Here is a 15,708-nt window from a genome sequence, read left to right as displayed (position 1 = left end):
TCTGCCGTGGGGCGGATGGCCTTTTGTTGTTGAAGAGGAGGCGGGGAGGGATTAGTCGATATTTCCCAGGCCTTGGAGGTTGCCGAAGCGGTCGCGGATCTGGATCCAGGTGCTGCCACGGTTCAGCAAGGGAATACTAAAGTTGGACACAACAGGTGTGCCTATCTCTGTCTGCATTCCAACCCTTGTGCATGTCACACGATCTGGATAAGCAGGGTCCTTTTGCTCGCAACTTATCGAACCATCGGTAGATTGGATCACGCCATCTTTCTCTCGGTCCAGCGTGAAGTGCGCGTTGAGCGGAGGGGCGTACCACTCCCCAAATAGCCTGTCGGCCAAGTTCGATTGATGATCGAGTCGCAAACGCTCAATGGTCTTGGGTGCCTCTCCAGGGAAGGTGATCGTTCCGATCTGTGAAGCAGTGCGGCCCGGCCCGTTCCAGCGAACGGACAGCTCAACGCGCACAGGGCCAGCTTCACCCACCGCATGTGCCGATTGGGCAGCACCGCCAAAGTTTCGCCCACCAGCGTACTGACCCAGCGCAAAATCGGCGCGCGACCCCAAGGTATCCGCACCTGCGCTTTCGTAAACTCCGCTGCCCATGTGAAAAGTGGGCTGCCCATCCGAACCATAGTTGAAAACCTGCAGCACCATCGTGGAATTCTGGACGTCAAGCGCCATCCCCCGCCCGGGCTTGCCAGTCAATTCATCTTGTACCACCCAGGTGCCATTGGACGGCATCATTTGGTGGTAATACCGCGTGGGTATGCCGGTGATGGTGGAGCCCGACAGCAGGAGAGTTTCATAAGTTTGCTGTGACAAGGCACCGTGGGTATAGTGCATCACTGAGTCGCTTTGTCCGATGAGCGGCAGCTCTCGACCAAGTGCGTCCTTCATCCTGATCTGGCCCGCAATCTGGCCGCCCACGATTTGAAAGCGCAGACTATCGACGTAACCGCCGCTATCTGTTGAGACGCACTGAAACTTGCTCTGAGCAACCTCCACGGTGCAAGGCAGAATTCGACGCGGTTGGTCGGGGCCTATGTACTCTAAGAGCTCAGGCTGTCCTTCTTCATTGCGCTGAAGCAAAACGGAATGAATCTGCTTGAACTGCAAATCCTCATCCAGTATCAGCAAAGTTAGAGCGCGCTGGCCCAGCTGTGCCAGCGGATTGCTGATGCTCGGTGTCAGCTCCTTGATCGCAAAGCGCTCAATAGCCGCAGGTGCTTCGCCGGGAAACTGCACCGTCCCCTTCAAACCATTGCTAAAGGACACGGTCACATTCCCGGGCGAGCTGTCTTCCACGGCATCACGCGCTTCGCTGCCAAAGCTGCGCCCGCCGGTGTAGCGCACCAAAGGCGCGGTGACGGTATTGCCGTCCAACTGGCCAGTAGCGGTGTAGAACGTGGCATCGCCATTTTTCTCGTAGCCAAACACCTGCATGAAAAAGGTATTGCCTTGCACATCGATGGCCAGGCCACGGCCTGGCTTGCCATCCAGCTCGCTGCTGATGATCCAGGTGCCCGCTTGGGGTGTGAAGTCGCGTGCGGCCCAGCTGTTGGCGCTGAAGGTGAGCAAGGACGCGATCAGCAAAGAAGGTAAACGCATGGTGTTTCAATCTCCCTGGGTTTTGTCATAGTTGCTCGCCAGATCATAGCGGACAGGTGCGCAGGCGCTTTTGCGACAGACGGTTGATAATGGAGCCGCTTTCCTCTCTGCTGTCTTCCCTCACCACCCCATGGCCCGCCTTCCCCGTCTCAGCATTCCTGATATGCCGCACCATGTGCTGCACCGGGGCAACAACCGGCAGACGGTCTTTGTCGACGACGAGGATTTCCAGCACTTCAGTGACTTGCTGCGCCAGCTGGCGCAGACCCATCTGGTGGCAGTGCATGCCTTTGTGCTGATGCCCAACCACTTCCATCTGCTGATTACGCCCCAGACCGAGCAGGGCCTGCCGCTGTTGATGCAGGCACTGGGCCGGGCCTATGTGCGCTATTTCAATGCGCGGCATGGGCGCAGCGGCACGCTATGGGAGGGGCGCTACCGCTCGACGGTGGTGGAGCCGGCCGCGCCGTTGCTGCAATGCATCATCTATATCGATTCCAACCCCCAGCGTGCAGGCCTGGTCGCCAAGGCGGAAGACTACCCCTGGTCCAGCTGTTTGCACCATTTGGGTGCAAAGCCCTTGGCTTGGCTGCGTGAGCCTGCGGCCTTCTGGGCACTGGGTAACACCCCCTTCGCCCGGGAGGCGAGTTATGCCCAAATGCTGGCCTATGGTCTGTCGCAGCGCGAGTGCCAGGCATTGACCCAGGCCGTGCAAGGCGGCTGGGCGATGGGCAGCGAGGACTTTGTGCAAGCCCTGCAGTCCAAAACGGTGCGCAGGCTGCACAAAAAGAGTGCAGGGCGCCCACGTCTCTCCGCGTCCGTCGAAGATTAATTAAGAAATCACATATAAATCAACGTTAATTGGCATGTTTTTAATATGTCCCCAATTAATTGTTGAGAGAAATCATTTGAAAATAATTGGTATCCGACCCTAAATAAAAATCTTGCTCGGGTATTGCCAGCTGCTCTACATTGACCTTCCCGCGATAGATTATTTGAAGGATTGCGCCATGTCGGCTACCGCACGCGAGCAGATGCAAGCTCAGGGTCTGTATGACCCGACTCTGGAACACGATGCCTGCGGCGTCGGTTTTGTGGCCCACATCAAGGGCCAGAAGAGCCATGCCATCGTGACCCAGGCTCTGAAGATTCTGGAGAACCTGGACCACCGGGGTGCGGTGGGGGCGGACAAGCTGATGGGCGATGGCGCGGGGATCCTGATCCAGCTGCCCGATGCGCTGTACCGCGACGAGATGGCGGCCCAGGGCGTCAAGCTGCCGCCGTTTGGCGAATATGGTGTGGGCATGGTCTTTCTGCCCAAGGAACATGCATCGCGCCTGGCTTGCGAGGAAGAGCTGGAGCGCGCCATCAAGGCCGAAGGCCAGGTGCTGCTGGGCTGGCGCGATGTGCCGGTGAACCGCGAGATGCCGATGTCCCCCACGGTGCGCGAGAAAGAGCCGATCATCCGCCAGGTGTTCATCGGCCGGGGCGCCGATGTCATCGTGCAGGATGCGCTGGAGCGCAAGCTGTATGTGATCCGCAAGACCGCCAGCGCGGCGATCCAGAACCTGCAGCTCAAGTACAGCAAAGAGTACTACGTGCCCAGCATGAGCAGCCGCACCGTCATCTACAAGGGCTTGCTGCTGGCCGACCAGGTGGGCACCTATTTCCGGGATCTGGAAGACGAGCGCTGCGTCTCGGCGCTGGGCCTGGTGCACCAGCGCTTCTCGACCAACACCTTCCCCGAATGGCCGCTAGCCCACCCCTACCGCTATGTGGCGCACAACGGCGAGATCAACACCGTCAAGGGCAACTACAACTGGATGCGCGCCCGCGAAGGCGTGATGAGCTCGCCCGTGCTGGGCAACGACCTGCAAAAGCTCTACCCGATCAGCTTTGCGCACCAGTCCGACACGGCCACCTTTGACAACTGCCTGGAATTGCTGACCATGGCGGGCTACCCGCTGGCCCAGGCCGTGATGATGATGATTCCCGAACCTTGGGAGCAGCATGCCACCATGGATACGCGCCGCCGCGCCTTCTATGAATACCATGCCGCGATGATCGAGCCCTGGGATGGCCCCGCCTCGATCGTGTTCACTGATGGCCGCCAGATCGGCGCCACCTTGGACCGCAACGGCCTGCGCCCCGCGCGTTACTGCGTGACCGATGATGATTTCGTCATCATGGGTTCCGAGTCCGGCGTGCTGCCTGTGCCCGAGCACAAGATTGTGCGCAAGTGGCGCCTGCAGCCCGGCAAGATGTTCCTGATCGACCTGGACCAGGGCCGCTTGATCGACGACGAAGAAGTCAAGTCTTCGCTGACCAACGCCAAGCCCTACATGCGCTGGATCGAAGACCTGCGCATCCGCCTGGACGAGGTGGTTACCCCCGTAGCCGGCGAATCGCAGGTGGACCAGCAGGCCCAGGCCTCGCAGGAGTTCGGTGCCGTTGCCGATGAGCAAGATTCGCCCGAGTTGCTGGACCTGCAGCAGGCCTTTGGCTACACCCAGGAAGACATCAAGTTCCTGATGAGCCCGATGGCTGCCAACGGCGAAGAAGGCATTGGCTCGATGGGCAATGACAGCCCGCTGGCCGTGCTGTCGGACAAGAACAAGCCGCTGTACAACTACTTCCGCCAGATGTTCGCGCAGGTGACCAACCCGCCGATCGATCCGATCCGTGAAGCGATTGTGATGAGCCTGGTGTCCTTCATCGGCCCCAAGCCCAACCTGCTGGACATCAACCAGGTCAACCCACCGCTGCGCCTGGAAGTCACCCAGCCGGTGCTGGACTTTGCCAACATGGTCAAGCTGCGCAACATCCGTGCGCACACCGCCGGCAAGTTCAGCTCGGCCGTGCTCGATATCACCTACCCGCTGGTCTGGGGCAGCGAAGGCGTGGAAGCGCGCCTGGCATCGCTGTGCGCGCAAGCGGTGGATGCGATCAAGACCGGCCACAACATTCTGATCATCAGCGACAAGGGCGTGAGCGAAGACCGGGTGGCCATCCAGGCGCTCTTGGCGCTGTCCGCCATCCACCAGCACCTGATCCGCGAAGGCCTGCGCACCGCCTGCGGTCTGGTGGTGGAGACTGGTACCGCCCGTGAAGTGCACCATTTCGGTGTGCTGGCCGGCTATGGTGCAGAAGCCGTCCACCCCTACCTGGCGCTGGAGACGATCACCTCAATCCATCAGCACCTGCCTGGCGATTTGTCGGCCGACAAGGCGATCTACAACTACATCAAGGCCATCGGCAAGGGTCTGTCCAAGATCATGTCGAAGATGGGTGTGTCCACCTATATGTCTTACTGCGGTGCGCAGCTGTTCGAGGCCGTGGGCATCAACAGCGAAACCATCGACAAGTACTTCACCGGCACCTCCAGCCGCGTTGAAGGCCTGGGTGTATTCGAGATCGGCGAAGAGGCCATCCGCCGCCACAAGGCCGCGTTTGGCGACGACCCGGTGTTGGCCACCATGCTGGATACCGGCGGCGAGTACGCCTGGCGTGCCCGGGGTGAAGAGCATATGTGGAGCCCCGATGCGATTGCCAAGCTGCAGCATTCGACCCGCGCCAACAGCTTCAACACCTACAAGGAATACGCGCAGCTGATCAACGACCAGAGCAAGCGCCACATGACCTTGCGCGGCCTGTTCGAGTTCAAGATCGATCCGGCTAAGGCCATTCCGGTCGAGCAGGTCGAGTCGGCTGCCGATATCGTCAAGCGCTTTGCCACCGGCGCCATGTCGCTGGGCTCCATCAGCACCGAAGCCCATGTGACCCTGGCGGTGGCGATGAACCGCATTGGCGGCAAGAGCAACACCGGTGAGGGTGGTGAAGACCCCGCCCGTTACCGCAATGAGTTGAAGGGCATCCCCATCAAGCAAGGCGAGTCGCTGGCATCGATCATCGGCAAGGACCAGATTGAATCCGACTACGTGCTGCAAGACGGCGACAGCCTGCGCTCGCGCATCAAGCAGGTGGCATCGGGCCGCTTTGGTGTGACGGCCGAGTACCTGGCCTCTGCCGACCAGATCCAGATCAAGATGGCCCAGGGCGCCAAGCCCGGTGAAGGCGGCCAGTTGCCCGGTGGCAAGGTCACCGAGTACATCGGCAAGCAGCGCTACTCGGTGCCCGGTGTGGGCCTGATCTCGCCCCCGCCACACCATGACATCTACTCGATCGAGGATTTGGCCCAGCTGATCCACGACCTGAAGAACGTCGCCACGCATTCGACCATCAGCGTCAAGCTGGTGTCCGAGGTGGGTGTGGGCACGATTGCTGCCGGCGTTGCCAAGTGCAAGGCCGACCATGTGGTGATCGCCGGCCACGATGGCGGCACGGGCGCATCGCCCTGGTCGTCGATCAAGCACGCAGGCTCGCCTTGGGAAATCGGCCTGGCCGAAACCCAGCAGACCCTGGTGCTCAACGGCCTGCGCAACCGCATCCGCGTGCAGGCCGATGGCCAGATGAAGACCGGCCGCGACGTGGTGATCGGTGCGCTGCTGGGTGCTGATGAATTCGGCTTTGCCACCGCACCGCTGGTGGTCGAGGGCTGCATCATGATGCGCAAGTGCCACCTCAACACCTGCCCGGTGGGCGTGGCCACGCAAGACCCCGAGCTGCGCAAGAAATTCAGCGGCAAGCCCGAGCATGTTGTGAACTTCTTCTTCTTCATCGCCGAAGAAGCCCGCCAGATCATGGCCCAGCTGGGTATCTCCAAGTTCGACGACCTGGTGGGCCGCGCCGATCTGCTGGACATGAAGAACGGTATCACCCACTGGAAGGCCAAGGGCCTGGACTTTGGCCGCCTGCTGGCCCGTGCCGATGTGGCGGGCGATGTGCCGCTGTACCACACGCAAAACCAGGACCACGGCCTGGAAAAGGCATTCGACAACATCCTGATCGAGAAATCACGCCCCGCCATCGACAAGGGCGAGCGGGTCAAGATCTTGGAGACCGTGCGCAATGTGAACCGCACCGTGGGCGCCATGCTCTCGGGCGCAGTGACCAAGGTGCATGCCGAAGGCCTGCCGGACGACACCATCCATATCCGTGTCGAAGGCACGGGCGGCCAGTCGTTTGGCGCTTTCCTGTGCAATGGCATCACCTTGTACCTGGTGGGTGACGCGAATGACTACACCGGCAAGGGCCTGTCTGGCGGCCGCGTGGTGGTACGCCCCAGCCTGGATTTCCGGGGCGAGGCGCACAAGAACATCATCGTGGGCAACACCGTGATGTACGGCGCCACCACCGGCGAGGCCTTCCTCAGCGGTGTGGCTGGTGAGCGCTTTGCGGTGCGCCTCTCGGGTGCCACGGCGGTGGTGGAAGGCACGGGCGACCATGGTTGCGAATACATGACCGGCGGCACCGTGCTGGTGCTTGGCAAGACCGGCCGCAACTTTGCCGCCGGCATGAGCGGTGGCGTGGCTTACGTCTATGACGAAGATGGCCAGTTCGCCAGCCGCTGCAACACCACCATGGTGACCATGGACAAGGTGCTGACCCAGGCCGAGCAAGAGGCGAGCATCGACAAGGGTGTGTGGCACAACGGCCAGACCGACGAAGCCCAGCTCAAGCGCCTGCTGGCCGACCACCTGCGCTGGACCGGCAGCAAGCGTGCGCGCGAGTTGCTGGACAACTGGGCCGAGGTGCGCAACAAGTTCGTCAAGGTGTTCCCGACCGAGTACAAGCGCGCCCTGGGCGAGATTTACGCAAGAGCCGAAGCCAAGGCCCAACTGGCCAAGGCCAAGACCTCGGCCAAGAAGAGTGTGGACGCTGCCGCCAAATGAGGCCGCTGGCGGCCCTGCCGCCAGCCACTCCGCCCCTTATTAATGACCACGATTGCTGTCCCCGCCAACGCGGCGCGGGCAGCAGACAAGCAAGAGATTCGATCATGGGAAAAGTCACAGGCTTTATGGAATTTGCGCGTATCGACGAGGGCTATGCCCCCGTGGAAGACCGCCTCAAGCACTACAAGGAATTTGTGGTTGGCCTGAACTCGCAGCAGGCCAAGCAGCAAGGTGCCCGCTGCATGGACTGCGGCACGCCGTTTTGCACCAGCGGCTGCCCGGTCAACAACATCATTCCGGATTTCAACGATCTGGTGTACCGCGCTGATTGGGCGTCCGCCTTTCATGTACTGGACTCGACCAACAACTTCCCCGAGTTCACCGGCCGCATCTGCCCCGCACCTTGCGAAGCGGCCTGCGTGCTGAACATCAACGACGAGCCCGTGGGCATCAAGTCCATCGAGCACGCCATCATTGACCGCGCCTGGGAAGAGGGCTGGGTGCAGCCGCGCCCGCCCAAGCTCCAGACCGGCAAAAAAGTGGCCGTCGTGGGCTCCGGCCCCGCTGGCATGGCCGCCGCCCAGCAGCTGGCCCGTGCTGGCCATTCGGTCACCCTGTTCGAGAAGAACGACCGCATTGGCGGCCTGCTGCGCTACGGCATCCCTGACTTCAAGCTCGACAAGGTCCACATCGACCGCCGCGCCGTGCAGTTGCAGGCCGAAGGCGTGACCATCCGCACCGGCGTGCTGGTGGCCGGCAAGGAAGGTCTGGGCAAGGACAGCAAGGTTACCAACTGGGCCAAGGAGACCATCTCCCCCGAGCAGCTCAAGGCCGAGTTCGATGCCGTGCTGCTGACCGGTGGCTCCGAGCAATCGCGTGACCTGCCCGTGCCGGGCCGCGACCTGGACGGCGTGCACTACGCGATGGAATTCCTGCCCCAGCAGAACAAGATCAATGCCGGCGACAAGATCAAGGGCCAGCTGCGCGCCGATGGCAAGGATGTCATCGTCATCGGCGGTGGCGACACCGGCAGCGACTGCGTGGGCACCAGCAACCGCCATGGCGCCAAGAGCGTGACCCAGTTCGAGGTCATGCCCATGCCGCCCGAGCAGGAAAACAAGCCCATGGTCTGGCCTTACTGGCCGATCAAGCTGCGCACCAGCTCCAGCCATGAAGAAGGCGCGGTGCGCGAGTTTGCGATCTCCACCAAGACCTTCAACGGCGAAAAAGGCAAGGTCAAAAGCCTCACCACCGTGCAGGTGGAGTTCAAGGACGGCAAGCTGAGCGAAGTCAAGGGCACGGAAAAGGAATGGCCTGCCGACATGGTGCTGCTGGCCATGGGCTTTGTGAACCCGGTCGCCACCGTGCTGGATGCCTTTGGCGTCGACAAGGATGCCCGGGGCAACGCCCGCGCCACCACCGACTTCAGCGGCGGCTACGCCACCAACGTGGACAAGGTGTTTGCCGCTGGCGACATGCGCCGAGGCCAATCGCTGGTGGTCTGGGCCATCCGCGAAGGCCGCCAGGCTGCCCGCTCCGTTGACGAGTTCCTGATGGGCTGGAGCGATCTGCCGCGCTAAGGCCGTCGGGGGGCGTGTAGAGCGCCACTCAGGGGCCCCTTGCATGGAGTCCACAAAAAAACGCAAGCATCAGAAATGCTTGCGTTTTTTGCTATGAGCGGTCAAAGAATATCGGTGGCATGGCACAAAGCCGCGTCGCTCGGCTTAACCAGGTTCGCAGGCGTCACATCGGGCATGCCATCTGCTGTGAGCGTTGTGATGAGCGACAGACAGCTGTTGTTGGCAGAGGTGTTGAACAAAGAAAATGCCTTGTCGTCTTGCGATTTCAGCACAACAAACCGTGCTTCGTAGTCTTTGCCAGCCTGCGGGGTAAACGTCTTATTGACGCGGCATTGGACCTGTTTTCCGTTGTTCGTGTGGCCGTTGCTGAGATAGGCAAAAGTCAGGGGCTCGTTGGCGGGCACATAGAACTCCGAGACAACGGTGCTGCCCTCGCTTTTCAGCCTGTGTGGCTCACCAGGCATGTTGAGTGAGCGGTTGTTCTGGTCTGCAAAACCTTTCTTCGATGAGACCATGACCCCTGCATTTGGCACGCGCCAGTCCACGCAGGCACTTTTGGGTACGGCGCGCACCATACCGTCTGAGACGATGCGCACGCGCGCTCGCTCGCCATCGCTGGGCTCTTGGTATGCGGTTGAAAATGATTTCACGGTTTGGATATTTCCACAGCCTGCCAGCAGGGATGCGCCAAGCAGCGCCGCAAAACTTGGAAGAAATTTCATAACTGATCCGGTGTTCGATGATGTTGGTGGGAATTCTAGGCGGGGTCATTGTTGAGCCATGGTGCGTATTGTTCACTGGGCTGTCATGAAGACAGTGGTTAACAAACTCTGCTGGTTTTCAACGAAGATAGGGCCCATCTGGGTGGATACCCCCCGGGAGTAAATCAGGTTTTCATACATTCTTCATATGAGGAATTTATAACTTTGACTTATACTCTGGCCCAGTACCCAATTTCTGCGCTGTTCTGCGCCGCTGCAAGCCCCGCCTGCCATGCCCCATAACGCCGAAGACAAACACCGCGCCATCACCCGCCTGCGCCGCATCAAAGGCCAGGCGGAGGCCTTGGAGCGCGCGGTGGAGGCGGGCAGTGATTGCGCCCCCATCCTGCAGCAGCTCGCCGCCATGCGCGGGGCCGTGCATGGCCTGATGGCTGACTTGCTCGATGGCCATATGCGCGAGACCATGGCCAAGCAGCCGGCGCCCTCGCAGGCGGATATTGACGAGATGCTGTCGCTGCTGCGCTCGTACCTCAAATAGGCGCGCGGCGCTGGCCGCGTTTGACCGTTCCCCCCGTTTTAGACCCAAGGAGTCCACCCATGAAATCCCGCGCCGCTGTTGCCTTCAAAGCCGGAGAGCCTTTGCAGATTGTCGAAATCGACGTTGCGCCGCCCCAAAAGGGCGAGGTGCTGGTCAAGATCACCCATACGGGCGTGTGCCACACGGATGCCTTCACCCTGAGCGGTGATGACCCCGAAGGTATCTTCCCGGCCGTGCTGGGCCACGAAGGCGCTGGCATCGTGGTGGAAGTGGGCGAGGGCGTGACCAGCGTACAGCCAGGCGACCATGTGATTCCGCTGTACACGGCAGAGTGCGGTGAGTGCCTGTTCTGCAAGAGCGGCAAGACCAACCTCTGCGTGGCAGTGCGCGCCACGCAGGGCAAGGGCGTGATGCCCGATGGCACCACGCGCTTTAGCTACAACGGCGAGCCCATCTACCACTACATGGGCTGCTCTACTTTCTCGGAATACACCGTGGTGGCCGCAGTGTCGCTGGCCAAGGTCAACCCCGATGCCAACCCCGAGCAGGTCTGCCTGCTGGGCTGTGGCGTGACCACCGGCCTGGGCGCCGTCAAGAACACCGCCAAGGTGCAAGAGGGCGATAGCGTCGCCGTCTTCGGCCTGGGCGGCATTGGCCTGGCGGTGATTCAGGGTGCGCAGCTGGCCAAGGCCGGCCGCATCATTGCGGTGGATACCAACCCCGGCAAGTTCGAGCTGGCCAAGACCTTTGGCGCGACCGACTGCATCAACCCCAAGGACTTTGACAAGCCGATCCAGCAGGTGATCGTCGAGATGACCGGCTGGGGTGTGGACCACAGCTTTGAATGCATCGGCAGCACCCAGGTGATGCGTGCGGCGCTGGAATGCGCGCACCGTGGCTGGGGCCAGAGCGTGATCATCGGTGTGGCGGGCGCGGGCCAGGAGATCTCCACCCGTCCCTTCCAGCTCGTTACCGGCCGCAAATGGCTGGGCACCGCCTTTGGCGGCGTCAAAGGCCGCAGTGAGCTGCCCGGCATGGTCGAAGACGCGATGGCCGGCAAGATCAAGCTCGAGCCCTTTGTCACCCACACCATGGGCCTGGCCAAGATCAACGAGGCGTTTGACCTGATGCATGAAGGCAAGTCGATCCGCTCGGTGGTCAATTACGCCAGCTAAACCCTGCTGGCCATGGTTAGCCATGGCTGGTCAGCATTCGCTGCAAGCAGGTGCCGCAATAGTCCTGCGCAGCACAGGCGGCGCTGCCAGGGGCGACAATGCGAGGCTTGTTGTCTCTGCGGCCCAGCCCGCACCATTGAAATCCATGTCTTTTACCTCTCTTGGCCTTGCCCCGTCGCTGGCCCACGCTGCCCAGGCCCATGGCCTGATGGCACCCACGGCCATCCAGACCCAGGCCATCCCGGCCATTCTGGACGGGCGTGATCTGCTGGGCTGCGCGCCTACCGGCTCGGGCAAGACGGCGGCCTATGTGCTGCCCTTGCTGCAGGCCTGGATGCTGAGCGATGCGGCAGCCCAAGCCGGCCGGCATGAGACGCAGGCTTTGATTTTGGTGCCCACGCGCGAGCTGGCCACCCAGGTGGCCGAGCTGGTTTACTTTGTCGGTCAGGCCCTGGGCCGCCGCCCCAAGGTGGCCGTGCTCACCGGCGGCGTGTCGATCAACCCCCAGCTGCTGGCCTTGCGCGGCGGTGTGGAGCTGGTGATTGCCACCCCCGGGCGCTTGCTCGATGTGGCGGCGCACAGCAAGCTGCGGCTGGACACCATCAGCACCTTGGTGCTGGATGAGGCCGACCGGTTGATGGACCTGGGCTTTGCCCAGGAGTTGCAAAGCGTGCTGGCCCTGGTGCCGCCCCGTGAGCAGCGCCAGACCCTGCTGCTGTCGGCCACCTTTGCGCCGGCCGTGCAGGCGCTGGTGCCGACCTTGCTGCGTGCCACGCACGAGAAGGTGGAGATCGCTTCGACCCACCTGCAAGACGCCACCATCGTGCAGCAGGCCTACTACCTGGATGCCGCCAAGCGCACGACCTGGCTGCGCGAGCTGGTGGGGCAGTACGCTGGCCAGCGCATGCTGGTGTTTGTGGCCAGCCGCTACAGCGCCGAGCATGTGGCCAACAAGCTGTATGACAAGGGTGTCAGCGCCACCGCCTTCCACGGCGACCTGAGCCAGGGCGCGCGCCAGCAGGTGCTGGAGGAGTTCCGCAGCAGCCAGTGGCAGGTGCTGGTCACCACCGATCTGGCCGCGCGCGGCATCCATGTCGAGTCGCTGCCCCTGGTCATCAACTACGACCTGCCTCGCTCGCCCACCGATTACACCCACCGCATTGGCCGCACCGGCCGGGCGGGCACCAGCGGCCTGGCCATCAGCCTGGTCACCCCCGCCAGCCTGGCGCACTGGAAGGTGATCGCCAAGCGCAATGCGCTGGAGATGGAGCTGCAGACGCCCGCGCAGTACCCGGTGACCGAGCCGGTGCCGGTGCAGGGCTCGCCCGACGAGTCGGGCAATGGCGGCATCAAGGGCAAGCGCATGAGCAAGAAAGACAAGCTGCGTGCAGCGGCCGCACAGGCCGCATCGCCGCAATCCCCCACCGAAGGAAATTCCGATGTCTGATGCCCAAGCCAGCCTCAAGCTGCAGGCGGCCCATGCCTGTTTTGGCGGCGCCCAGCGTTTTTACGAGCATTTCTCCAGCCAGATCGGCCTGGCGATGAAGTTCTCGGTGTTTCTGCCGCCCAAGGCGGTGGAAGGCGAGAAAGTGCCGGCGCTGCTGTACCTGGCGGGCCTCACCTGTACCGAAGAAACCTTTATGACCAAGGCCGGCGCCCAGCGCCTGGCGGCTTCGCTGAATGTGGCCCTGGTCACCTGCGACACCAGCCCGCGCGGCGCGGGTCTGCCCGGTGAATCCGAGAGCTGGGATTTTGGCGTGGGCGCCGGTTTTTACCTGGATGCCACGGCCAAGCCCTGGGCGCTGCACTGGCGCATGGAAAGCTACATTCTGGAAGACCTGCTGCCGCTGTTGGGCGCCAAGCTGCCGATCGATCTGCAGCGCCTGGGCATCTTTGGCCACAGCATGGGCGGCCATGGCGCGCTGACCCTGGCGCTGCGCCACCCGGGCCTGTTCAAGTCGGTATCGGCCTTTGCGCCAATTGCCAACCCCCTGAACTGCCCCTGGGGCCAAAAAGCCTTTGCCGGCTACCTGGGCGACAACCAGGCCGAATGGGCGCAGCACGATGCCACGGCCTTGATGGCCGCGCAAACGCAGCCGCCATACCCGGCCGGCATCCTTGTCGACCAGGGCCTGGCCGACAAGTTCTTGCTGGAAAAGCAGTTGTTGCCCGAGGCCTTTGAGGCCGCCTGCGCGCAAGTCGGCCAGCCGCTGACCTTGCGCCGCCATGGCGGCTATGACCATGGCTACTACTTCATCCAGAGCTTTATGGATGAGCACCTGCGCTTTCACGCGGGCCAACTCTAAGCAACGCTAAGCGCTCGCCGCATTGCGCGCCTGGCTGGTACAGGCGCTCAGGTGCTGCGCGGCGCGCCCACCTCGTAGACGCGGAGGTTGCGGTCGCCCATCTCCAGCGCAGGCCAGGCGGCGCGCCAGGCTTGGATGTGGCTGGAGGCGAAATGCGCATCCAGCGCGGCCTGGTCGCTCCAGAGTTCTTTGACGTGGATCAGCCCGGGCACCAGCACATCCTGGGCGTAGCCATATTCCAGGCAACCGGCTTCGGCGCGTGAGGCTTCTACCATCGCCCGCATGGCGGGCAGGGCCCGCTCCAGGTTGGCGGCGGGCAGGCGGACGGTTCCGACGATCAACAGCATGGGGTTTCCTCTCAAAGGCTTGTGACAAAACCGGGGGTCAGCGCATCCAGCCCGGCACACGGGTTTCCAGCAGCTCGGGCACCATGTCGGCGCTGGTCCACAGCACTGCCAGTTGTTCCCACTGCGCGGCCCAGCGCTGGGCATCGTCGCGGCCCATGCCGATGACCAGGTAGCCGGGTTCGGCCGGCCAGCCGTTGGCCGGGTGCTGGGCCACTGCGGGCAGCGCCGCCATGCCTGCAGCGCCCAGCGCGCGGCCGAGTTGGGCGTGGCGCTCGATGTTCTCGTCCTTGTCCAGCAGCTCGCCCATGGGGTTGAAAGCGGTGATGAAGCAGCTGCAATCGGTTTGGTGCTGCTGGTAGAGGGCGCTGAGCGCCGTTTGGGCTTGGCCCACCTGCAGAAGAAAGGGGGCCTGGTGCAGCACGTGGTACTGCGTTTCTTCAAAGGCCTTGCGCAATTCGGGCGAGAGGGTGGTCATAAAGGGGGATGCGCCCGTGTTGTAAATCATTCACTGGCGGTATAGAAGGCGGTGAAATCAAGATGCCTCGCCCATGGGCTGGCACCCGGGCAGCCATGGTAGCGGCTTGCGGACGTCCGACTAGTCCGGCAGAGTTTTCCCCATAAGCGACACGAAATTCGTGTGATCGGAGACAATACGCGATTCGCCTGCACGCTGACGCTTGTAAAAATCAAGTCAAGTGCTCTTACTTTGTCTTTCTCTTTGGTCGAGACACATGAAAAAACGTTCTTTCGTTGCCACCCTGGCGCTGACGGCCCTGCTCACCGCTTGCGGTAAGAATGAGGCGCCCAAGCCTGCGGCAGAAGCGCCCGCACCGGCACCCGTAGCGGCTGCAGTTACCAAGCTGGTGGTGGGTCTGGACGACAACTTCCCGCCTATGGGTTTCCGTGACGAGAAGAACGAGATCGTGGGCTTTGACATCGACATGGCCCGCGAAGCGGCCAAACGCGCCGGTATCGAAGTCGAATTCAAGCCCATCGACTGGAACGCCAAGGAAGCCGAGCTGCTGGGCAAGCGCGTGGATGCGCTGTGGAACGGCCTGACCATTTTGGAAGAGCGCAAGGAAAAGATCCTCTTCACCGACCCCTACATGGTCAACAAGCAGATCATCATCGTGAAGGCTGGCTCGCCCATCAAGGCCAAGGCCGACATGGCAGGCAAGATCGTTGGTGCGCAAGAAGGCTCCAGTGCCGTGACCGCGATGCAAAAGGACAAGGAGCTGTCCGCCCAGTTCAAGGAAACCAAGCTGTTTGGCGACAACATTGCTGCGCTGATGGATGTGGAAGCAGGCCGTCTGGATGTCGTGGTGGTGGACGAGGTGGTGGGCCGTTACCTGGTCTCCAAGAAGCCTGACAACTACGTTGTGCTGGCCGAAGACTTTGGCACCGAAGACTACGGCGTGGGCTTCCGAAAGGACGACGAAGCCACGCGTAACAAGATCAACGACGTGCTGGCCGACATGAAGAAGGACGGCAAGGCCGAAGAAATCGCCAAGAAGTGGTTTGGCGCCGACGTGATCAAGCACTGATCACTGCCTAAGCATGCACCGGGCCCGCACAGCGTGCCGGTCTTGTGCTTTTGGGCGAGGCCCATGGCTGCCGCAGCGCGGGGCGCTGCCCGGCGG

Annotated in this window: 12 protein-coding genes; 8 read left to right on the top strand and 4 right to left on the bottom strand. The window is 62.1% G+C overall.

Going from position 1 to position 15,708, the window contains the following annotated elements; translation table 11 throughout:
- Positions 1 to 51: 51 nt before the first annotated feature.
- On the bottom strand, positions 52 to 1,608 hold the full coding sequence (locus tag M2375_RS02715) for a hypothetical protein (RefSeq protein ID WP_259163761.1): 1,557 nt from the start codon (positions 1,606 to 1,608) through the stop codon (positions 52 to 54).
- A gap of 130 nt (positions 1,609 to 1,738) precedes the next feature.
- Here M2375_RS02715 and M2375_RS02710 point away from each other — a divergent pair, with 130 nt between their 5' ends.
- The 3 genes from M2375_RS02710 to M2375_RS02700 all read left to right on the top strand — a co-directional run bounded on the left by M2375_RS02710 (position 1,739) and on the right by M2375_RS02700 (position 8,980).
- Positions 1,739 to 2,440, top strand: coding sequence for a transposase (locus M2375_RS02710; RefSeq protein WP_259163759.1), 702 nt, complete (start codon positions 1,739 to 1,741; stop codon positions 2,438 to 2,440).
- Positions 2,441 to 2,618: 178 nt separating this feature from the next.
- Positions 2,619 to 7,400 (top strand): glutamate synthase-related protein, encoded by a 4,782-nt coding sequence (locus M2375_RS02705; RefSeq protein WP_259163758.1) that lies wholly within the window; start codon positions 2,619 to 2,621, stop codon positions 7,398 to 7,400.
- A 104-nt stretch (positions 7,401 to 7,504) separates the two neighbouring features.
- Positions 7,505 to 8,980, top strand: a complete 1,476-nt coding sequence (locus tag M2375_RS02700; protein WP_259163757.1) for a glutamate synthase subunit beta — start codon at positions 7,505 to 7,507, stop codon at positions 8,978 to 8,980.
- A 101-nt stretch (positions 8,981 to 9,081) separates the two neighbouring features.
- On the opposite strand, the gene M2375_RS02695 is transcribed toward M2375_RS02700, so the two are convergent.
- The gene (locus tag M2375_RS02695; protein ID WP_259163756.1) at positions 9,082 to 9,702 is read right to left on the bottom strand and encodes a hypothetical protein; all 621 of its coding nucleotides are present in this window, start codon (positions 9,700 to 9,702) and stop codon (positions 9,082 to 9,084) included.
- A 271-nt stretch (positions 9,703 to 9,973) separates the two neighbouring features.
- Between M2375_RS02695 and M2375_RS02690 the strand changes: the two genes are divergently transcribed.
- The 4 genes from M2375_RS02690 (at position 9,974) to fghA (ending at position 13,721) form a co-directional block, all read left to right on the top strand.
- Positions 9,974 to 10,240 carry a metal/formaldehyde-sensitive transcriptional repressor gene (locus tag M2375_RS02690; RefSeq protein WP_021026096.1) on the top strand — a complete coding sequence of 89 codons (267 nt, stop codon included), beginning with the start codon at positions 9,974 to 9,976 and terminating at the stop codon, positions 10,238 to 10,240.
- A gap of 59 nt (positions 10,241 to 10,299) precedes the next feature.
- Positions 10,300 to 11,415, top strand: a complete 1,116-nt coding sequence (locus M2375_RS02685) for an S-(hydroxymethyl)glutathione dehydrogenase/class III alcohol dehydrogenase (RefSeq protein ID WP_259163753.1) — start codon at positions 10,300 to 10,302, stop codon at positions 11,413 to 11,415.
- A gap of 145 nt (positions 11,416 to 11,560) precedes the next feature.
- On the top strand, positions 11,561 to 12,862 hold the full coding sequence (locus tag M2375_RS02680) for a DEAD/DEAH box helicase (RefSeq protein WP_259163752.1): 1,302 nt from the start codon (positions 11,561 to 11,563) through the stop codon (positions 12,860 to 12,862).
- The gene (gene fghA / locus M2375_RS02675; protein WP_259163751.1) at positions 12,855 to 13,721 is read left to right on the top strand and encodes an S-formylglutathione hydrolase; all 867 of its coding nucleotides are present in this window, start codon (positions 12,855 to 12,857) and stop codon (positions 13,719 to 13,721) included. The genes M2375_RS02680 and fghA overlap by 8 nt, the downstream gene beginning before the upstream one ends.
- Before the next feature lie 47 nt (positions 13,722 to 13,768).
- On the opposite strand, the gene M2375_RS02670 is transcribed toward fghA, so the two are convergent.
- A complete protein-coding gene (locus tag M2375_RS02670) occupies positions 13,769 to 14,068 on the bottom strand; it encodes a putative quinol monooxygenase (protein ID WP_259163750.1) in 300 nt (99 codons plus the stop codon).
- 37 nt (positions 14,069 to 14,105) lie between these two features.
- The gene (locus M2375_RS02665) at positions 14,106 to 14,573 is read right to left on the bottom strand and encodes a DUF3293 domain-containing protein (protein ID WP_259163749.1); all 468 of its coding nucleotides are present in this window, start codon (positions 14,571 to 14,573) and stop codon (positions 14,106 to 14,108) included.
- 226 nt (positions 14,574 to 14,799) lie between these two features.
- Between M2375_RS02665 and M2375_RS02660 the strand changes: the two genes are divergently transcribed.
- Entirely contained in the window at positions 14,800 to 15,612 is an 813-nt protein-coding gene (locus M2375_RS02660; RefSeq protein WP_259163748.1) for an amino acid ABC transporter substrate-binding protein, read from the top strand.
- Positions 15,613 to 15,708 lie beyond the last annotated feature (96 nt).

It is taken from the genome of Comamonas sp. BIGb0152 (assembly GCF_024809975.1).
Classification (GTDB): domain Bacteria; phylum Pseudomonadota; class Gammaproteobacteria; order Burkholderiales; family Burkholderiaceae_C; genus Comamonas.
This window is presented reverse-complemented; position numbering and strand designations above follow the sequence as displayed.